The following is a 19,184-nucleotide window of genomic DNA, read 5'->3' as shown; positions in this document are numbered from 1 at the left end:
GCACCACGAAAAGCAGCCGAACCTTATAGGAATAGGCTGCTTTTCTTTTTCTATTAACATGTGATTCGTATCTGTGAATACCTGCTTTTCTCAAAATCTTAGAGCTCAACGAAAAATCATAGCCATTATCGCAAGATAAAACCGAATCTTTCTATTACTCGCCTTGTTTATCCTGCCGTTACTATTTCAACCTCAAATAAAAATCCGTATAATCCACGCCCTAAAACAGTCCCACTAGCAATCTACAGTCGATAACACGACGGTGTGAGAGTCGCAATGAACCAAAACGATAATAGAAAAGAAACACTTGAATTCAACAAACTTCAGAAACGTCTGAGAAGAAATGTTGGAAATGCCATCATCGACTACAACATGATCGAAGAGAATGACGTAGTAATGGCATGTATTAGTGGCGGTAAAGATTCATTTGCGATGCTAGACATTTTGCTACGTTTACGTGAAGCAGCACCTATCAAGTTTGATGTTGTAGCGGTAAACCTAGATCAAAAACAACCTGGGTTCCCTGAGCACATTCTTCCTGAATACTTTGAAACGCTGAACATTCCTTACTACATCGTAGATAAGGATACATACTCAGTGGTTAAAGAGAAGGTGCCAGAAGGTAAAACAACGTGTGGTCTATGTTCTCGTCTGCGCCGTGGTACTTTGTATTCGTTCGCTGAGAAGATTGGTGCAACTAAGATCGCATTGGGTCATCACCTTGATGACATCGTTGAAACTATGTTCCTGAACATGTTCCACGGTGCACGTCTAAAGGCAATGCCACCGAAGCTTCGTTCTGATGACGGTCGTAACGTTGTTATTCGTCCACTGACTTACTGTCGTGAAACGGACCTAGTCAAATACGCAGAACACAAAGAGTTCCCAATCATTCCTTGTAACCTATGTGGCTCACAAGAGAACCTACAGCGTCAGAACATCAAAGCGATGCTAATTGATTGGGACAAGAAAACTCCGGGCCGTGTTGAGAAGATCTTCAAATCAATCCAGAACGTTAGCCCAAGCCAACTGGCTGACCGTGAACTGTTCGATTTCGTAAACCTTCCATTAGACCGTAGCGGTGAACGTGAAGAGTACGAATTCCAAGAAGCGGAAATTTCATCTTCTAACATTGATGAGTCAATGTTCATCGACGTGACTAACGTATAACGAGACGATTCTCGCTAAAACTACTTTGTAGATAACGATTAAACAAACAAAAACGCCTCAAGCACTGCTTGAGGCGTTTTTTTATGAGATGAACTTGTAGTGGGGGTCTATGCTTAAACGACTTAACCTTTCGAAAGGTTAGGATCTAATGGGCTAACGTAACCAGACGGTTTAAGAGCCAACACGTCACAGTTAATCTTATCGATCACGTGTTCTGCGGTATTACCAATAAACACGGCAGACAAGCCAGTACGACCCGTTGTACCTAGAATTACCATAGCAGCGTTATTTTCAGACGCGACGCGTGGAATCACATCTTCTGGTAAACCTTGCTCAACCACAGTTTGTTCTTCACACATACCGTGCTTCTGGCGCAATGCTTTCATTGCTGTTAAGTGATGGCCACGAACGGCGTCAGTGTAAGAGGTCGGATCGAACTCTGGTAATTCGATTGTAATATTCGCCGGTGTCACAGGGTAGGCATTTACCAAGAATGGTTCTGCATCCAAACGGCCCGTGATCTCTAGTAATCTGTCGACCATCGTATCGTTGAGCTCTAAGTGAGCTTCTGTCTCTGAGCCTACGTGAACCGAAGCAAAAATCTTCGCATCATCAGGCCAGAAGTCGTTTTTAACCAGCAGCACAGGGCTAGGGCATTTTCTAAGTAGGTGCCAGTCAGTTGGAGTGAAAATAACAGATTCTAAAGTATCGTGCTTGCGCGTACCTTTGATTAAGATATCGTGGTCACCACTGTATACTTCTGCAATGATCGCCTCGTATGGGCGGTTGTGCCACACGACTTTAACGTTGAATTCAATAGAATCATCAAGGTAAGGTTCTGCTACTTTATTCATCCAGATTTCACGCTGATGAATGACTCCTCTGCGCATTGCGTCCCTTTCGTCGACAGAGAGCATCGATGTCATCTCATACGAGAAGTCATAGATCGACAAAAAGAAAGTGATATGGCTTGTTGAGGTGCTTTTCTTCGCAAGTTGGATAGCACGAACTAGAGCAGGTTGCTCATCGTGATTAATGTCAGCGACAACTAAAATTTTGTTATAGATACTCATAACTAAGCCTACTTTTCAGAACGAACATATAAGTAATGTAGCGCAGTTATAGAGAGATGAAGAGAAATATAAGAAGTTTTAAGGGAGAAATATGATGTAGCTCATTATTAAGCTACATCATTGATATCTAGACTATTCTTTTGAAACACCAGCGAGTTCCATCAACGTATCATGATCTTCAATAGTGATGTATTTGCCTTTAACGCTCAAGATGTCAGCTTTTTGGAAACGACCCAAAAGACGACTGATCGTCTCTACAGTTAGACCTAGGTAGTTACCAATATCGCCGCGAGTCATCGTTAAACGGAACTCTCTAGGGCTGAAGCCGCGTTGAGAGAACCGAGTAGAAAGATTGTAAAGGAATGCTGCAAGACGCTCTTCCGCATTCTTTTTAGAAAGAAGCAGAATCATTTCTTGGTCACCTTTAATCTCATTACTCATCAGGCGCATAATTTGCTGACGCAATTTAGGCATTTTCCCCGATAGGTCATCAAGAATTTCGTATGGGATTTCACATACCATAGAAGTTTCTAGTGCTTGAGCAAAACTAGGGTGTAGATCACCGGTAATCGCATCGAAGCCAACAAGGTCACCAGCTAAGTGGAACGCAGTAATCTGCTCATCACCTTGCTCGGTAATCGTATAGCTCTTGATCGTTCCAGAGCGAATAGCATACAGAGATTTAAGCTCGTCACCGGCTTTAAATAACTCTTGCCCTTTTTGAATGGGCTTTTTTCTTTCAATGATCTGATCAAGTTGATCGAGTTCAGATTCATTCAAAGTAAATGGGATACAGAGCTGGCTAATACTACAATCCTGGCAATGGATTGCACAACCACCAGACTGAACACGTTTCGTCGCAGGCTTTTCAGAAATCATAACAATCTTTCACTATTTGACATACATCAATATTTTAGCATTCCTTAATCCTAAAGGGTAGTAAAAAAACCGGGTTTAAAGAACAGTTATACGGTATAAATAATAAGGTGTAGAGCCATATATCCAGTATAAAAGCCGTAAATTAGGATTAAAATTGCGCCTAACTGACGAAATAAGTCAACTTGTTGCAGTTTCTTGAAGAAATTAGCCCCCATACCAACGGTTAACATTGCTGGAAGGGTCCCTAAACCGAAGGCTAGCATGATGCCCGCTCCGTTATACCAGCTTCCAGATACCGCTGCCCACGTAAGCATTGAATAAACAAGGCCACATGGAAGCCAACCCCAGATGAAACCAAATGGTAAAGCATGGCTGGGGTGCTTCAATGGCAGAAATGATTTACCTATCGGTGATATATAACGCCATAATTTCTGTCCGATTCTTTCGAAAAACAACAAGCCAAACCACCATTTTCCAATATACAACCCTAAGATGATCATAAAGAGGGCTGCAAACAGACGAAGCCAACCAAGCAAAGCATTGAAATCGCTTAGTTGACCAATCGATGAAATTGCACCGCCAATCACGCCACCAATTACGGCATAGCTTAATAGGCGTCCAAGGTTATACAGGAGGGGAATAACAGGGGAAGGTTTAGTGTTGCCAATAGAAAGAAGCGAAGCGATGCCACCACACATTCCCATGCAATGACCTGAGCCTATCAATCCAACAACAAAAGCGCCGATCCAATCAGGTGTCATCATTCTTTTTTTCTAAACTAGTTTGACTTTCTACGCTAACGTGATTTTCTCTAGCGGCAGGGGCGCTCACATCGGCTTTCCTGTCCGCAGCTGGTTTGTTGTCAGAGTTATTGTGAGCATGGCTGTCTTCATCGAATAGAATACTATGGCCTTGGCGTTCAAGATCTTCAAACTGCTCGCTCTTTACTGCCCATAGAAAGATTCCGACTGCGATGCACACAAGTACGATCGCTATTGGAATGAGGATGTATAAACTTTCCATTATTTACCTTGCTCTTTTAAAAGCCTTAACGAGTTAGACACAACAATAATAGAGCTAGCAGACATGCCAACAACGGCAATGTATGGAGCAACCAAACCTGCGACAGCCAATGGAAGAATAAGTAAGTTATATCCTAGTGACCAAGCTAGGTTTTCACGGATTATCCTACGCGTTTTTAGCGCCAAAGTACGGGACTTAAGTAATCTATCGAGCTTATCACCCAACAAGACCATATCTGCAGAAGCTTTGGCCACGTCTGTACCGCCGCCCATAGCGACAGAAAGGTGAGCACCCGCAAGAATAGGGGCATCGTTAATTCCGTCGCCAACCATCATTGTGATGTCACTTGCGTCTCTAGAGTTGAGGTAAGCAAGCTTATCTTCAGGTTTTGCATTCGCGACGATATCGGTAATACCAATCTCTTCAGCAACAGGCTTCGCGTTAATCAACGAATCACCAGTCAGCAAGGTGGTTTTAATACCCGCTTCTTTGAATTGCTTAATGAACTCGATACTTTCTTTACGAATCGGGTCTTCATAAATAAATGTCGCGATATGGCGGCCAGCTAACGACAGGTAGATGCCATTACTTTCGGAAGGTTGAGACTCACCAAGAATGAACTCACTACTACCGATCGCTACTTCTTGACCATTCCACTCGCCAGTAATACCCGAGCCAATCACGTTATTAACAGATGCTACTTCGATACCCTCTGAAACATAGGTCTTAAACGCTTTAGCGATAGGGTGGTTAGCGTGTTGCTCCAAGCTCGCCGCTACTTTGAGACAAGTGTCTTTATCAAGTTCAGCGAAGGTTTCCACTTGGCTGATACGAATATCACCCTCAGTCAATGTACCTGTTTTATCGATGATTAAGTGGTTCACTTTACACAAGGTTTCAAACACATGGCCTTTACGCAGCAAGATACCAAAGTTACCCATACGAGACGTTGAGCAGGTAATCGCTGTCGGTGTAGCAAGCGATAGAGCACACGGACAAGTCGCGACGAGTACTGAAAGCATGATCCAAAACGCGTCTTCAGGGCGTGTTTGATGCCAATAGAACCAGGTGCCGAATGAAATAACTAAGATAACCGCCACAAAGTACCGTGCGACCACATCAGCGATTTCCGCGATGCGAGGCTTAGACAACTGCGCTTCATCTTGCAGACGAACGATATTAGAAATCACTGAATCCGCTTTTGACGTCATCACCTCTAATTCAAACGATTCGTCACCGTTCAGTGTGCCAGCAAAGACGGCATCGCCTTCATTCTTAACCACATGAATAGATTCGCCAGTCAGCATGGATTCATCAATGTGAATTCTGCCAGACAGTACTTTGCCATCCGCAGGAATATGCTCGCCAGGAAGAACGCGAATCTGATCGCCAACCTTCAAGGTTTTTACCGGAACTTGATCGCCATCTAACGTTGTCGCCATCGCAGGAACTAACTTAAGCAGGTTACCGCTAGCTGCTGCCGCTTTACGACGAGCGCGCATTTCAAGGAAACGACCAAGTAGAAGGAAGAAGGTGAACATTGAGATTGATTCAAAGAACACTTCGCCTTGCTCTGTAACGGTTGCCACTACACTCGCAACATAAGCAAATAGCAGAGCAATCGACACAGGAACATCCATGCCTAGTGTTCGGCCTTTAATGCTTCGCCATGCATTAATATAGAAAGGTAGCGCTGAGTAGAGCAGGACAGGGGTTGCGAAGATCAAACTAACCCAGCGGAAGTAACTCTTGAATTCAGGCTCTAGGCTACCAAACACTTCAAGATAAAGTGCCACTGCCAACATCATGACTTGCATGGTCGCCAAACCAGCAACACCAAGACGATAGAGGTAGTTTTTCATCGAGCGATGATAGGCGGCTTCTTGTTGATCGGCTTCAAAAGGTGCAGCTTTGTAACCTAGTGTATGGATTGCCGATAACAACTCGCTAAGTTTCACTTGCGTATTATCCCAACTAAGCAGGGCACGATTAGTGGTGGTATTAACACGAATGCTACCGACCCCGGCCTTTGAAGAAACTTGCTTTTCAATAAGCCATGCACAGGCTGCACAAGAGACGCCTTCAAGTGACAATGTCACTTCAGAGGTGTTTTCAGAGCTACGAACGAATTCTAACTGAACATCTTCGTTGTCGTAATGACTGAGAGCCAGCAGTTGCTCTGGCACTAGATCCGCTTTTTCAGCAGGAGCGGTGCGATAGTGGTAGTAAGAGACCAAACCGCTATCAACGATTGTTTGGGCTACGGTTTCGCAGCCCGGACAACACATCTTTCGAGTCGCTCCTAAGATCTCTACTTTAAAATCCGTTTCCGCTGGTACATCTTCACCGCAGTGATAACAGGATTCATACATAAGCTTTAGTTCGTTAGTTGAGTAGAAGTTTCAATAGGGAAGTTCATGCGACCTTGCACTAACCATTCAGAGTTATGCGGAGAAAGCTCGATAAACCATGGACCTTGCATTTCGTGGTCTAGAGTCAACGTGTAATTGCCGCTCGCATCAGCGGTAAGCAGCTGAGTGAAATCACGGTCAGGCAGTGTTCTGTGAACGAACATTGCGTTAATAGCAGGGAAGTGATCTAGTTTGCCTTTATCTAGAGTAATGATAACAGAGTTACCTTTCTCATTAATTGAAGCCGAGAGGCCAAGTTCTTTAGCGATGTTTACTTTCGAAATATCGACATTAATGCCTTTTCCTTTTTTATAGTAATCCTCAGTCACCAAATCTACAGAGTTCTCTGTAAACACAATAACCGTCATGATGGTCCAAATAACTACTGTCGCCGGCAACGCGATTAAGAACCACGGCCAAAACTGTTTATACCAAGGCTTTACCATAAAAAATATCTCAAAAAAGAATAAAAAGAAGGGGTTATAAAATAAAGGAAAGACAGCCTCTTAGAAAGAGGCTGTTATTGAAATGTTACTTATTATCTGAGTTGCTTAAACTCCACACGTATGATGCAACAAGCTGAACTTTGTCTTCGCCTAGAATATCTTTCCAAGCAGGCATTACGCCAGAACGTCCGTTCATTACTGTTTCAGTGACATCAGCGCGAGAATCGCCGAACAACCAATCGCGGTCTGTTAGGTCAGGCGCACCTACAGCAGGGTTACCCTTACCATCAGTACCGTGACACGCCGCACACACGACGAAACGTGCTTTACCAGCTTCTGCTTCACGTGCGTTCACACTACGTCCAGAAAGGCTAAGCGTGTAGCTCACCACTTCTTTAACGCCTTGCTCACCAAGTGCATCTTTCCAGCCTGGCATTTGACCAACACGACCGTGCATGATCGTCGTCACAATAGCTTGTGGCTCACCGCCATATAGCCACGCGTCGTCAGTTAGGTTAGGGAAACCTTTCTGACCACGAGCATCAGAGCCGTGACACTGAGAACAGTTTTGCAGGAACAAACGCTGACCCACTTTGATTGCGTCAGTATCTGATGCAATGTCAGGGACAGAACGTAGGCCGTTTTCGTCGTGAGCTAGCTTTTTAAACGCTTCACCAAAGTAGGTATTTGCATCATCAAGCTCTTTAGCGTATTCGTCTAACTGTTTGTTAGCTTGAGCTGCAGCGATTGCAGAGCGAGACTCTTCTACGCTACGAACTGTTTGGTTTGAACTCGTCCAACCTAGTAGACCTTTAAAGTTACCAAGGCCAGGGTATAGAGCAAGATAAACAGCTGCAAACACAATTGTGCTAACGAAAAGGTACGTCCACCATTTAGGTAGTGGGTTATTGAGCTCACGAATACCGTCGTATTCATGGCCCATATCGTGACCCTCTTCTACGCCTGTTTTATCTTTAAAACACCAACGAAGTAAGACCGCACAACCAATTAGGGTACCAATCGTAATCGCACTAACCCAGATACTCCAGAATGTACTCATTACTTTGTCACTCCTTCATTTTTAGAACTTGTTGCTGGCTCGTCGTCAGCAAACACTAGGTTCGCGTCTTCGTCGAAACGTGATTTACGGTTCTTGCCGTATGCCCACCAAACGATACCGATGAAGCAAGCAAAAACAGTCACAGTCCAAACACTTTGAAATGTAATAATGTCCATAATTATTCCTTATTTCATTGCGTGGCCAAGCGATTGAAGGTAAGCGATGATTGCATCCATCTCTGTTTTTCCTTCAACATCTTGTTTAGCGTTAGCAATTTGTTCGTCTGTGTAAGGAACACCAAATTGATTACGGAAGAGTTCAAGCTTCTGTTGAGTCAATTTGCCATCAAGTACATTCTCAGCAAGCCAAGGGAAACCTGGCATGTTTGATTCAGGAACAAGTTCACGAGGATCTAGAAGGTGAACACGGTGCCACTCATCAGAGTAACGGTCACCAACACGCGCTAGATCAGGACCAGTACGCTTAGAACCCCATAGGAATGGATGTTCCCAAACGCTTTCGCCAGCTACTGAATAGTGGCCGTAACGTTCAGTTTCAGAGCGGAAAGGGCGAATCATTTGGCTGTGACATACGTTACAACCTTCACGGATATAGATATCACGACCTTCCATTTCCAGAGCAGAGTAAACTCGTAGGTTTTCTACAGGTTCTGTTGTCTGTTTTTGGAAAATAAGAGGAGTGATCTCTACTAAAGCACCAAAGCTGATAGCAATAACGATCAAGATCGCTAGTAAGCCAACGTTTTTCTCGACCAACTCATGGCGATTATTTGAATTTGAGCTCATTCTAAATCTCCTTAAGCCGGTTGAGGGATAGCTTTAAGGCTATCTTTAGGTGCTGAAACAGTTTTGTACGTGTTGTATGCCAGTAAGAACATACCAGATAGGAAGATGAAGCCACCTAAGAAACGTACAAAGTAGAACGGGTAAGACGCTTCTACTGACTCTACAAAGCTATAAGTCAACGTACCGTCAGAGTTAACTGCACGCCACATCAAACCTTGCATCACACCAGAAATCCACATCGCAACAATGTAGAAGACCGTACCAATCGTTGCTAACCAGAAGTGAACATTGATTAGAGATACAGAGTACATACGCTCTTGACCAAATAGTTTAGGAACTAAGTGGTAAACCGAACCGATAGAAACCATTGCAACCCAACCTAACGCACCAGAGTGAACGTGACCGATAGTCCAGTCCGTGTAGTGAGATAGTGCGTTAACCGTTTTGATTGCCATCATAGGGCCTTCGAAAGTCGACATGCCGTAGAATGATAGAGAAACGATTAGGAAACGTAGGATTGGGTCATAGCGAAGCTTATGCCAAGCACCTGATAGAGTCATAATACCGTTGATCATGCCACCCCAAGAAGGAGCAAACAGAACCAAAGACATAACCATACCTAGAGACTGAGTCCAGTCGGGAAGTGCAGTGTAGTGCAGGTGGTGAGGACCAGCCCAGATATACAGAGACACAAGAGCCCAGAAGTGAACAATCGACAGGCGGTAAGAATAAACAGGGCGACCAGCTTGTTTAGGAACGAAGTAGTACATCATACCTAGGAAACCAGCTGTCAATAGGAAGCCTACCGCATTGTGTCCGTACCACCATTGTACCATTGCATCGATTGCGCCTGCATAAATCGAGTACGATTTAAACGCAGATACAGGAACAGAAAGGCTGTTAACGATGTGCAACACGGCAACCGTGATGATGAAAGCTCCGAAGAACCAGTTTGCTACGTAAATATGCGAGGTCCTACGCTTAATCATAGTTCCAAAGAACACGACCGCATAAGCTACCCACACAAGAGTAATAGCAATATCGATTGGCCATTCAAGTTCTGCGTATTCTTTACCAGAGGTCATACCTAACGGTAAAGTAATTGCAGCGGACAGGATAATCGCTTGCCAACCCCAAAAGGTAAAGGCTACGAGAGGGCCACCAAAGAGACGCGTCTGACAGGTACGTTGTACAACATAATATGATGTTGCAAACAGCGCACTTGTACCGAACGCAAAAATAACCGCATTAGTATGCAGGGGACGTAAACGACTGTACGTCAGCCACGGCGTATCAAAGTTTAGCTGTGGCCAAACTAATTGAGCGGCAATCAAAACACCAACGCCCATACCGACAATACCCCACAAAATTGTAACGAGGGTAAATTGACGGACGACCGTATAGTTGTAGTTTTGTTCAAGCTGCTTTTCTTGGCTCATTTGCATGCTTCCAATTTCTTATTTACTACACTTTACTTCCAACACGACTCACGTCGTAATGCCACCCAAATTAGAAAAGGAAATTCAGCCTATTCATGACTTTATTTCCACTTGCTGATTTTAAAAAAAAGTGGCATTTTCAACGCGACACTATACTTGAATTAACAAATCAATGACAGAGTAGTAACCTTACGCATGGTCCGGAATTGGATTTTTCTTTAAAAACTTTGAACTTTGTAACAAGGAGTAAAGATTATAATGGCGGCACAGAAGCTAACAAAAGGCAGGCTTGTTCAAATTATCATCATGTTGGTTATTTTAATAGCTGTATTTACTTGGAGAACAGTAACATACGTTAACGATGAAACAATAGACTGTATAGTTTCCAAACCTTGTCAATTTGGTATTGAACAACATAATGTTTTAATTTCAGGTTATAGCAAGGGGTATTCAATCAAAACATCCGAAACTGGTAAATTCATCATTAATTATGATGGCAGCGGAACCTTAGAACCAAACGGGGTCTCTCATTGGCTATTACAAACCAACGATGAAACTGCCTCAATAACGGTTACATTCCCACAACAGGTCAGTACGTATTCTGTAAATCTATCTAAAGCAAACTGAATCACGCATCGATACTTTTGTAGAAACATATACTAAATCAATGAAACACAGTGCATTAAAGTGTTATAAAGAGAACATTAATTAATCCTTCAGCAATCTATGAAATTTCTATCAAAAGTCTCTTATTCCTTAGATTATAAAGTAGCGGTCGATGAGTTGCTCTCCGGAGTATTGAAAAGCGATGATATCGCCTGTCTTATTTGCTACTGCACAGAAGAGTACTCAACGTTAGCTGTGCAGCAACATTTGGTCAACGCTCTTCCTCATACTCCCATTCATGGATGCACTACTTGTCACGGCATAATGACCGAAACAGGGTTCCACTCTGGCCCTGTGATTGGTGCTCTTATCATTTATGATACAGGGATCAACGCCTACGGAACGGGGATCGAGCACTTCGGTGATTCTATAGAAAAAAACACCTTCCGAGCGATCGACAAAGCACTTAAAAACGCCAATCGAGAAGGCGAAATACCCGATTTAATCTTGCTTCATTCTACGCCTGGCAATGAAGAAAAAATCATGGCAGCCATAGACAAAAAGTTTGGAACAGCCGTACCAATTATTGGAGGCAGTGCTGCAGATAATCAGGTTTCCGGCAATTGGAGCATATTCACCGAAGAGTCTCTCTCTGTTAACGGTTTGTCTCTAATGGCGGTGTTCGCTTCTCAATCGATATATTCATCCTTAAGCGCCGGTCACACACCCACACAGTACTCTGGTACCGTGACTAAAGTCAGAAACAGAGTATTGTTGGAGATCGATCATAGGCCTGCTGTCACTGTTTATAATGAATGGACCAATTTCCACTTAGGTGACAGTGATGACGGCTATATATTCGAAAAGTCTTCTGTCTATCCATTGGGAAGGAAAGTAGGTTCTTCATACGACTACCCATATTTCAAGTTGTCGCATTCAATCCGAGAAACCGAAAACAACGGGATCGAGTTATTTACCGACATAAATGAAGGCGATACCATCTATTTGATGCAAGGCTGCAAACAACAATTAATAGGCCGCGCAGCCAACATTATTCATTCATCTTATTATAATGATATGGAATTTGAGGAAAAACTGGGGGCTATCAATATATTCTGTGCAGGTCCGATGTTAAACCTAAAACAAGACATGGATGAGGTATGCAACCAAATAAATCAAGCACTTGATGGACTACCTTATATTTGCTCTTTCACATTTGGTGAACAAGGTAGACTCTCTGGCGGCGAAAATGCACATGGAAATTTAATGGTGTCGTCAGCAACTTTCTATAGGCTAAAAAAATAATGAGTTCTGAAGGTCAAGAAGAGCTGCAAGAAGCCCGTATTGAACTGCAAAAACTAAAATCACGTGAACGAAAATTAGCTGAAGAAAATAGGGTGATCCTATCAACCATTTCGGCTATCAGTAAAGCGAGCAACATTGCAGAAATATTCTCTAGTATTGAATTTGTACTCAAAAAATACATAAAATTCGATGATTTTATCGTGATCTCAAGGGTCGGGAATGAAGGGAAATTCAAAACTTTGTTAACCAATAATAGAGTATTTGGAAAGATAAAATGGAGTGATAGCGGTAAACTATCGCGAGTCATCAATGGAGAATGCGTTATCCTTTTTGAACCCAAATCGTTGGGTGAATTTAACTCTTTGCATCCCATCATACTCGACCAAATTAACTCTGTTTTGATCACCGGCATCGATAGTGGATTAACTCAATCCGTCATTATCTTTGTTCATTCGAACACTAAGCATTTTGATATTGAAACCAAAGCGACCCTAAGCCGTTTTCGTCCTCTAATTGAACGAGCGGTGTTTGATATAGAAAATAAAGAGAAACTCGAAGCCACCGTTCGAAAGCGAACAGCGGAGCTTGTCACAGCAAGAAAAGAAGCAGAAAGAGCCAACAAGGCAAAGTCTGAATTCTTAGCAATGATGAGTCATGAGTTAAGAACCCCATTAAACGCAGTCATAGGCTTAATCGACACACTAAAGTCAACACAGTTAGATGAAGAACAACAGTCTATACTGCTTAATATGAGTACATCATCTGAGCTTTTGTTAGCAATTATCAGTGACGTGTTGGATTTTTCTAAAATCGAGTCTGGAAGTTTCTCTTTGGCTCCTCAATGGAGCGACATAAGAGACGCTGTAACTTTTGTGTTATCTGAACAAAAGAAGACAGCAGACAATAAGGGATTGGAGTTAACCTCCACGAGTTATATACCTGAAGGGGAACTTCATTATACCGATCCAACTCGCTTAATACAGATTCTATTTAATCTGATTGGTAACGCGATAAAGTTCACCGAATATGGACATGTTCATGTATCGATTGATTACCAACAGAGCTCTTTTGATATAACGGTGGAAGATACCGGGATTGGCATTAGCTCACAGCAAATTTCGTCATTGTTCAGCCCGTTCGTACAAGCCGATAGCACAATCACACGTAGGTTTGGTGGTACAGGTTTGGGCTTAGCTATCACTAAACGACTTGTTGAATTGATGGGTGGTCGCATTAGCGTAGAGAGTAAGCTAGGCAAAGGTTCTAAGTTCAAAGTGCATTTACCCGTGCTCACTAGAGCAATGAACAAACAGGATTGCACTAAAGCAAATAAACGATCTCGAAAGCTAAGAAGTCGCTATGCAGTTTTAGTTGTTGAAGATAACCCAACGAATCAAATGGTGATCAAGTTAATCCTAACGCGACAAGGGCACGAAGTTTTTATTGCAAGTAACGGTGAAGAAGCACTTAACTTTATCGAGAAAGACAACGATCGGATAGATATTATTTTAATGGACGTGTCGATGCCAGTAATGGATGGATTAACCACAACGAAATACATTAGAGATGCCAATATCGAAACACCAATCGTTGCGTTGACAGCGCACACATCAATAGAAGACAGATATTCGTGTCTAAATGTAGGCATGAATGATTTCGTAACGAAGCCTGTACGAACCAAAGAGATAACAGAAGCAATTAATAGACTAATGCTTAACGCCTAATAAACATATTTCTTAAATGAAGATTAAGAAATATGTTTATTAGGTATTTTATGGTAAATATACATTATGGTTAAATACACAGTATAAAACTAGATAATAACAACAAAATGCGAAGGCAGGGCATCATCCAAAGAGTCCAACCTTATAAAGCCCAAATCACATTTAACATAACGTACATAATACGCACTTAGGCTAGTTTGATTTTGAGGGGTTTTCTAGGCTCATACAGAGCTTCTGAACGTTCTTACTGACAAGGTTTTACGTGCATGTTCCATTGCTTGTTGGTCTGTCTCATATGGCCCATAGATTTTTACGTTGTGGTTTTCATCTTTATCAACGCTTGTAACTGACATGAACCAGTCACCAACCAAGAATATCCCAGCAGCAAGTTCATTCACTTCTTGGAAGTTTAAGCCAACAACATTCTACACCATACATTGAACTTGGTTTGTATCATCTCGATAGCCAAGCATCTGTACATGGTTTTTGTTGGACTCACTCATGAGCAGCATTTCTTTTAATAGTTCTAAGCTGTCGAAGACTTTTTTGTACTGACGCTTGGCTACTACATCATTGGAATATCATCAACGGCTTTATCTACATCGTTGTGTAACCAGTTAATGACTTCTTGGAGTTCATCAGATTTCATGACTTGATCTTCCATTATTTCATCAACCTCACGAGCTTAATGCCGAAGCGTTTTAATTCCAGTCCACCGAAGTTATTCACGGTAAAGCTTGAGCTATCACGTTCGTAGTTCCTGAACACCAATATCTTTTTGAAGAAAAAGTAACACAAGTGCGAATAACTATAACTTTAACCTATTGTTTTAAAGAAACTTGAAATCAGACGTCAACCTAAACCACTGCCTCGACTACGTTGGAGAACGCATAAAATCGGCGAGTTCTATAATAATCTTTTAAATCAGGTGGTTAGATATAACTTTTAATAGTTCAAAGACCTTTGTTTTGTTAAGATATTCTCTAAATCAATAATATAAAAGGCTTAATATGAAAATTAGTACAATCGCCCTATCACTATTCACCATTTTTGGGATGAACACATACACACTTGCTAGTAACAATGAAACCGATTCTAAAGACCTTGGTAATTTTTACGCTGGCATCGATGCCGGATTTTATAATGAAACTGAATTAGAATACCGTGGTAGCGCAATTGAAGATTCATCTGATCTATCAGACTTCAGCTATAACTTAGTTGGTGGCTACGAATTCAATACGCACGATGCTGTCAAACTGGGATTAGAGGCCGAGTACCGCAAAATTGGAAAAGTTAATTATAGCGACATAATGGATGTTGAAGGCCAAGCTTTCTTCGTAAATATTAAACCTAAGTTTATTGTTAAAGGTGACGTATTAGATCTGTATGTGTCTCTATTAGCTGGCGTTGGTTCTATGGATATGGAAGCAAAAGCATTCGGAGTGTCAGGCTCTAAATCTGAAGCGGCTTATCAGGTTGGCGGTGAGCTTGGTGCGATCCTTACAGACAACATCGACATTCATCTTGGTTACCGAAATGCCCGCGTGGAAATAGACTCCGTCGATGTTTCATCTCAAACGGCTTACATCGGTGCAAGGTACCATTTCTAATCTCAATTCAATCGTAAGCTTTATTTCAAATTAAGCCGTTCTTTTCGAGTTCGGCTTTTAAATCTTCAGGTTCCCTACTCGACTTCGATTTTATAGTCGTAACTTGCTCTATGATTAAAGTTACGTTGTATCTTATTAAAAAATCTGAGAAGCTTTAATTAGTTCCACACAGTTAAACAAGCTACTATTTTTGTTTAAACTTTGATCTATCAATCAGTTACATGAATAAACAAGGTGATTAAGCAATCAAATGCAATACATTCTCACTCTTATTGTAATTATAAGTGCTAACATCAGGCAATTTTGTGAGATAGGTGTTTGATATGTTACCTAGGCTTTATAAGTTCAGATCTCTTCACGATAGAAATATACAGTCAATATCTGAGTGCTCGTTGTGGTTTGATTACGCAAAAACTTTTAATAACCCTTTTGAATCTAACCTCGCGCTAAACGAAAACCTTCAAAACGATTTCAAAGTAATGTGCTTTTCTCAATCTAGTGATCACCCAATATTGTGGTCACAGTATGGCGATAATTTCAGGGGTATGTGTATCGAGTATGATCTTAATTATTATAACGGCAAAGCTGACCTTAACTGTTTTAAAGTCCAATATGAAGATGACATCACCGTTTTTAATTCACCTCCCAAAGATGATAAAACGACTAAGGTAGGTACCGAATTATTTAAAATCAAACATTCAAATTGGCGTTTCGAGCAAGAATATCGATGGGTATTGCCTGATGAAGAGATCGTTGGGCATAAATTATATCTGAATAGAGAGTGCTTGAGGTCAGTGATTCTTTCAGAACACGCCCCTGTTGATAGAAAGCTGAAAGTCCTAATGACTTGTCAAGAGCTAGGCATTCCCGTTAAACATGCGAGTGCTAAGCAAGACTCATTTACTTTTCAAGTGGTTAGCGAAGCTTAAATCGTTAACAAAAAACATATTATTAAAAGTTACACTGCAACAAAAAAAGAGTCACATTAAATGTGACTCTCTCTATTTCTACATATCTGTGGTCAGTTTGCCAGGAACTTTACGTTGTATTTGCCCTATCGTCTCAGCCGCCATTTGTACTGTAGAGAACCAATACGACCGATGTTTGGCGTTAAATAAATTACTATTATCTAACGATTCATACACAGAGAATTTTCTACCTTGAGCCAGTGCTGCACCACAAACGGTTCGTTCAAGAGTTGGAATATCATTCACTTCCTCAAGAAGTGCGTGCTTTATGTATTGGTTGTCCGGGCTCCAATCAATAAATTCGACAAGTTTTTTAAGTAACTTGAGTTCCAATGGCTTGACCATTGCTTCAAGAAACTGTGTATTGGGTAGAACTTCAGTACAAGCGTAATATTCATCATGCCTATCACTTGCATCTCGGTAATCCAGCATGGTTTTCACCAGTGCATCTTCAAACGTTGAAGAAAAGTGGTTACAAATTAAGAATAAAGGCAAAACTCGTATCACACCAAGCAGGATACCAACATTAGGATCTTTTACAGAGGTTTCTTGAAGTCTAAGCCGCGTAACGTTTGAAGTTACGACTAGGTGTTGCCAAACCTTAGGAACAATATGTTTAATGTTGCCATCATTCCACTTAATCAGTTGCTGGCTCATTAACAAAGGAAACAATAAACGACAATTTTCTATTCCTATCTGCCGAACTGCAACTTTAGGATCAAGAATGACTTTAGATTTCTTTCCATACTTCTCGGCAAACTCTTGATTGGAAACAAATTCGATTAAACTTGAACTCAATGACCTACTTTTAGCTGATATTTCATGGAGTTTAGCAAAGTTTAAAGATGGCGAATAAGCAACGCTAGCAAGCTGATTGTAATCTGGTAATTCTGAAAACAACGAACTTATTAAGGTGCTTTGGAGCTTATCAAGCATTAGATCCGAGGCTGCATTGCTAACATCATCAATAACGTATCGTAGTGTTTGTTGCTTCGCGACGACTTTCTCGCGATGTGCATTCACTCTGTCTTGTTCGCAACGTAATAAAATACGTTGGTTATGTGAAATACGGTCGGCTTCATCAAAAATGACACTATCACAATATCTATTTTCTAAACTCAGCAGCGTATCAACCGTAGATTGTTCTAGTTTATATTGTGGCGATATTAACCATTTGGTAAAACGAGCCTCGACGTTCATCGAGACTTTCCTAGAGATTTCTATGACTTCAGGGGAATAACTTTTATTTACTAACAACAACCGTGACTTTCCTTTGCCCTAAGATTTATTTTCTGGCATATCTTGCCTTGATAACAAAACGAATATTAATAGAAATTAGATATTGGTTCACGAAATTGTTTCAATAAATTTACAGAATTTTAGTTATAGTGCTCTAGGTTATCAATCCGTGATATGAAGGCGGATATACTTTTCAGGAAAACTGTATTTGAACTTTTTCTTTTTCGGTAAATGCTTTTTAGCCTGTTTGCAAACTTTGCTATCACCCGATGTCCTCACCTTTTTGATTCTTGTGTATCCCTTCGAGTGCTTCATCTCGATCATTAGGTCACAATAGCCATACATATCAGTATTGCTCTTGTTTAGCCCTTTAATGACGCTAGCTTTGATCTTTTTTGCTACAGGATTAATCAGTGAATCATCGGAAAATGCGGTCGGAGGTAAAAAACACAATAAGAATACTAAATATCTCATACTGTTCTCTCTAGTGGAAGTTAAGAACAGTATGCTAATAGTTAAGATAGGTTGAGAATTAACTTAGTATGACAGTTTACTAGGTAAGGCGTAGTTCTCGACAATTACGCCCTCTTTGAACCTTTAGATTTAAATCCATTGTGCGGGAATACGTTGCGAATGCGCTGCTGAACGCTTTTAGGTACATCTTTAGTGAACTTGAGATTATAACCAGAGCGTTTGGCATATACTTTAAGTTCTCCCTTGAAGAGATTTTTATGACCAATTTCTTCAAGGTTGTGTTTAAAACTGGGTGAAAGATGACCTTTAACTTGTTCGATCGCCCCATTGTTAAATTTGATTTTTAATACTGGCCTATCAATTGCGACCAACCAAAAAACCAATATTGCACCAATTAAGATTACGTACATCATAATGTCACCACTACAGTTGATGATTATTTATCGTCAGAAAGGAGTTTACTCAGGTCTTCTTTAAGACTGGTTACTGTCTTACTCGCTTGTTCACTACGAGATGCTTCACTGACTAAGTACTCGATGGCATCAGATAGCGTGCAACCAAGCTCGTTAGCTCGTTGGGAAAGTTTCTCCCATACACGATAATCAAGGTCGATCGACTTTTTCTTCGTGTGAACTTGTTCTGCGTTGAAGTGACGCTTTCGCTTGGCTCTGATCGCTTGTTTAAGCTTGTTATCGAGCTCTGGAGAGATATTATTAGATATCCACTCAAGAACACCTGTGGGTTGGTGTTCGAGCTTCAATAAGGCTTGTACAGCAACCTCAGCTTCACTTGAATCAATATGGCAGGTGATCACTTCACCTTCTTTCCATTTTTTGACCAGATAGTTCCATTTCCAACCACATTCTAGATTTTCAAGTTGCTGATATTTCATGTCTAATCTCGAGAGTTAATCCTAGTGACAGCGTAACCCATAATGGGCTGTTTAACAAT

21 protein-coding genes are annotated in these 19,184 nt (G+C 41.3%); 6 read left to right on the top strand and 15 right to left on the bottom strand.

The genetic code is table 11. The features are described 5' to 3' along the window. Positions 1-276 precede the first annotated feature (276 nt). On the top strand, positions 277-1,170 hold the full coding sequence (gene ttcA / locus OCU50_RS06435; protein WP_060467656.1) for a tRNA 2-thiocytidine(32) synthetase TtcA: 894 nt from the start codon (positions 277-279) through the stop codon (positions 1,168-1,170). A gap of 122 nt (positions 1,171-1,292) precedes the next feature. On the opposite strand, the gene uspE is transcribed toward ttcA, so the two are convergent. The 10 genes from uspE to ccoN form a co-directional block, all read right to left on the bottom strand. Further along, on the bottom strand, positions 1,293-2,243 hold the full coding sequence (gene uspE, locus OCU50_RS06430; protein WP_017057254.1) for a universal stress protein UspE: 951 nt from the start codon (positions 2,241-2,243) through the stop codon (positions 1,293-1,295). A 132-nt stretch (positions 2,244-2,375) separates the two neighbouring features. Then, positions 2,376-3,122: an FNR family transcription factor gene (locus tag OCU50_RS06425; protein ID WP_017057253.1), complete on the bottom strand. Its 747-nt coding sequence runs from the start codon at positions 3,120-3,122 to the stop codon at positions 2,376-2,378. Positions 3,123-3,208: 86 nt separating this feature from the next. After that, positions 3,209-3,883 (bottom strand): sulfite exporter TauE/SafE family protein, encoded by a 675-nt coding sequence (locus tag OCU50_RS06420; RefSeq protein WP_060467719.1) that lies wholly within the window; start codon positions 3,881-3,883, stop codon positions 3,209-3,211. Then, the gene (gene ccoS, locus OCU50_RS06415) at positions 3,873-4,145 is read right to left on the bottom strand and encodes a cbb3-type cytochrome oxidase assembly protein CcoS (RefSeq protein WP_060467655.1); all 273 of its coding nucleotides are present in this window, start codon (positions 4,143-4,145) and stop codon (positions 3,873-3,875) included. The genes OCU50_RS06420 and ccoS overlap by 11 nt, the downstream gene beginning before the upstream one ends. Further along, positions 4,145-6,517, bottom strand: a complete 2,373-nt coding sequence (locus OCU50_RS06410; RefSeq protein WP_060467654.1) for a heavy metal translocating P-type ATPase — start codon at positions 6,515-6,517, stop codon at positions 4,145-4,147. The genes ccoS and OCU50_RS06410 overlap by 1 nt, the downstream gene beginning before the upstream one ends. A 5-nt stretch (positions 6,518-6,522) precedes the next feature. Beyond that, positions 6,523-7,002, bottom strand: a complete 480-nt coding sequence (locus OCU50_RS06405) for a FixH family protein (protein WP_060467653.1) — start codon at positions 7,000-7,002, stop codon at positions 6,523-6,525. Positions 7,003-7,087: 85 nt separating this feature from the next. Next, a complete protein-coding gene (gene ccoP, locus OCU50_RS06400) occupies positions 7,088-8,062 on the bottom strand; it encodes a cytochrome-c oxidase, cbb3-type subunit III (protein ID WP_017057248.1) in 975 nt (324 codons plus the stop codon). Continuing rightward, positions 8,062-8,238, bottom strand: coding sequence for a CcoQ/FixQ family Cbb3-type cytochrome c oxidase assembly chaperone (locus OCU50_RS06395; protein WP_004742291.1), 177 nt, complete (start codon positions 8,236-8,238; stop codon positions 8,062-8,064). The genes ccoP and OCU50_RS06395 overlap by 1 nt, the downstream gene beginning before the upstream one ends. 9 nt (positions 8,239-8,247) lie before the next feature. Further along, positions 8,248-8,868 (bottom strand): cytochrome-c oxidase, cbb3-type subunit II, encoded by a 621-nt coding sequence (gene ccoO, locus OCU50_RS06390; RefSeq protein ID WP_017057247.1) that lies wholly within the window; start codon positions 8,866-8,868, stop codon positions 8,248-8,250. A gap of 11 nt (positions 8,869-8,879) precedes the next feature. After that, positions 8,880-10,307, bottom strand: a complete 1,428-nt coding sequence (ccoN, locus tag OCU50_RS06385; RefSeq protein WP_060467718.1) for a cytochrome-c oxidase, cbb3-type subunit I — start codon at positions 10,305-10,307, stop codon at positions 8,880-8,882. A gap of 258 nt (positions 10,308-10,565) precedes the next feature. Here ccoN and OCU50_RS06380 point away from each other — a divergent pair, with 258 nt between their 5' ends. The 3 genes from OCU50_RS06380 (at position 10,566) to OCU50_RS06370 (ending at position 13,942) form a co-directional block, all read left to right on the top strand. Further along, complete coding sequence (locus OCU50_RS06380; protein ID WP_060467652.1) at positions 10,566-10,934, top strand: hypothetical protein; 369 nt, start codon at positions 10,566-10,568, stop codon at positions 10,932-10,934. Positions 10,935-11,033: 99 nt separating this feature from the next. Further along, a complete protein-coding gene (locus OCU50_RS06375) occupies positions 11,034-12,218 on the top strand; it encodes an FIST signal transduction protein (RefSeq protein WP_060467651.1) in 1,185 nt (394 codons plus the stop codon). After that, complete coding sequence (locus OCU50_RS06370; RefSeq protein WP_060467650.1) at positions 12,218-13,942, top strand: ATP-binding protein; 1,725 nt, start codon at positions 12,218-12,220, stop codon at positions 13,940-13,942. Before OCU50_RS06375 ends, OCU50_RS06370 begins: the two co-directional genes overlap by 1 nt. A 221-nt stretch (positions 13,943-14,163) precedes the next feature. Here OCU50_RS06370 and OCU50_RS06365 read toward each other — a convergent pair whose 3' ends face one another. Further along, the gene (locus OCU50_RS06365; protein ID WP_261809201.1) at positions 14,164-14,295 is read right to left on the bottom strand and encodes a hypothetical protein; all 132 of its coding nucleotides are present in this window, start codon (positions 14,293-14,295) and stop codon (positions 14,164-14,166) included. Positions 14,296-14,952: 657 nt separating this feature from the next. Between OCU50_RS06365 and OCU50_RS06360 the strand changes: the two genes are divergently transcribed. Then, positions 14,953-15,552, top strand: coding sequence for an outer membrane beta-barrel protein (locus OCU50_RS06360; protein WP_060467649.1), 600 nt, complete (start codon positions 14,953-14,955; stop codon positions 15,550-15,552). Positions 15,553-15,875: 323 nt separating this feature from the next. Beyond that, complete coding sequence (locus tag OCU50_RS06355; RefSeq protein WP_060467648.1) at positions 15,876-16,481, top strand: DUF2971 domain-containing protein; 606 nt, start codon at positions 15,876-15,878, stop codon at positions 16,479-16,481. A 78-nt stretch (positions 16,482-16,559) separates the two neighbouring features. Here OCU50_RS06355 and OCU50_RS06350 read toward each other — a convergent pair whose 3' ends face one another. The 4 genes from OCU50_RS06350 to matP form a co-directional block, all read right to left on the bottom strand. Then, positions 16,560-17,780, bottom strand: coding sequence for a hypothetical protein (locus tag OCU50_RS06350; RefSeq protein WP_060467647.1), 1,221 nt, complete (start codon positions 17,778-17,780; stop codon positions 16,560-16,562). Between the two features lie 141 nt (positions 17,781-17,921). Beyond that, positions 17,922-18,233 (bottom strand): hypothetical protein, encoded by a 312-nt coding sequence (locus OCU50_RS06345; RefSeq protein ID WP_060467646.1) that lies wholly within the window; start codon positions 18,231-18,233, stop codon positions 17,922-17,924. Between the two features lie 104 nt (positions 18,234-18,337). After that, complete coding sequence (locus tag OCU50_RS06340) at positions 18,338-18,646, bottom strand: DUF3634 family protein (RefSeq protein WP_060467645.1); 309 nt, start codon at positions 18,644-18,646, stop codon at positions 18,338-18,340. A gap of 23 nt (positions 18,647-18,669) precedes the next feature. Next, positions 18,670-19,125 (bottom strand): macrodomain Ter protein MatP, encoded by a 456-nt coding sequence (matP, locus tag OCU50_RS06335; RefSeq protein WP_046224320.1) that lies wholly within the window; start codon positions 19,123-19,125, stop codon positions 18,670-18,672. Positions 19,126-19,184 lie beyond the last annotated feature (59 nt).

It is taken from the genome of Vibrio toranzoniae, from assembly GCF_024347655.1.
In the GTDB taxonomy this organism is placed as follows: domain Bacteria; phylum Pseudomonadota; class Gammaproteobacteria; order Enterobacterales; family Vibrionaceae; genus Vibrio; species Vibrio toranzoniae.
This window is presented reverse-complemented; position numbering and strand designations above follow the sequence as displayed.

Coding starts and splice junctions, on each gene's coding strand:
- OCU50_RS06370 (WP_060467650.1), top strand. CDS start 12,218: ATGAGTTCTGAAGGTCAAGAAGAGCTGCAAGAAGCCCGTATTGAACTG.
- OCU50_RS06365 (WP_261809201.1), bottom strand. CDS start 14,295: ATGTCAGTTACAAGCGTTGATAAAGATGAAAACCACAACGTAAAAATC.
- uspE (WP_017057254.1), bottom strand. CDS start 2,243: ATGAGTATCTATAACAAAATTTTAGTTGTCGCTGACATTAATCACGAT.
- OCU50_RS06345 (WP_060467646.1), bottom strand. CDS start 18,233: ATGAGATATTTAGTATTCTTATTGTGTTTTTTACCTCCGACCGCATTT.
- ttcA (WP_060467656.1), top strand. CDS start 277: ATGAACCAAAACGATAATAGAAAAGAAACACTTGAATTCAACAAACTT.
- OCU50_RS06375 (WP_060467651.1), top strand. CDS start 11,034: ATGAAATTTCTATCAAAAGTCTCTTATTCCTTAGATTATAAAGTAGCG.
- OCU50_RS06355 (WP_060467648.1), top strand. CDS start 15,876: ATGTTACCTAGGCTTTATAAGTTCAGATCTCTTCACGATAGAAATATA.
- ccoO (WP_017057247.1), bottom strand. CDS start 8,868: ATGAGCTCAAATTCAAATAATCGCCATGAGTTGGTCGAGAAAAACGTT.
- OCU50_RS06420 (WP_060467719.1), bottom strand. CDS start 3,883: ATGACACCTGATTGGATCGGCGCTTTTGTTGTTGGATTGATAGGCTCA.
- OCU50_RS06425 (WP_017057253.1), bottom strand. CDS start 3,122: ATGATTTCTGAAAAGCCTGCGACGAAACGTGTTCAGTCTGGTGGTTGT.
- OCU50_RS06380 (WP_060467652.1), top strand. CDS start 10,566: ATGGCGGCACAGAAGCTAACAAAAGGCAGGCTTGTTCAAATTATCATC.
- ccoS (WP_060467655.1), bottom strand. CDS start 4,145: ATGGAAAGTTTATACATCCTCATTCCAATAGCGATCGTACTTGTGTGC.
- matP (WP_046224320.1), bottom strand. CDS start 19,125: ATGAAATATCAGCAACTTGAAAATCTAGAATGTGGTTGGAAATGGAAC.
- OCU50_RS06405 (WP_060467653.1), bottom strand. CDS start 7,002: ATGGTAAAGCCTTGGTATAAACAGTTTTGGCCGTGGTTCTTAATCGCG.
- ccoP (WP_017057248.1), bottom strand. CDS start 8,062: ATGAGTACATTCTGGAGTATCTGGGTTAGTGCGATTACGATTGGTACC.
- OCU50_RS06410 (WP_060467654.1), bottom strand. CDS start 6,517: ATGTATGAATCCTGTTATCACTGCGGTGAAGATGTACCAGCGGAAACG.
- OCU50_RS06395 (WP_004742291.1), bottom strand. CDS start 8,238: ATGGACATTATTACATTTCAAAGTGTTTGGACTGTGACTGTTTTTGCT.
- OCU50_RS06360 (WP_060467649.1), top strand. CDS start 14,953: ATGAAAATTAGTACAATCGCCCTATCACTATTCACCATTTTTGGGATG.
- ccoN (WP_060467718.1), bottom strand. CDS start 10,307: ATGAGCCAAGAAAAGCAGCTTGAACAAAACTACAACTATACGGTCGTC.
- OCU50_RS06340 (WP_060467645.1), bottom strand. CDS start 18,646: ATGATGTACGTAATCTTAATTGGTGCAATATTGGTTTTTTGGTTGGTC.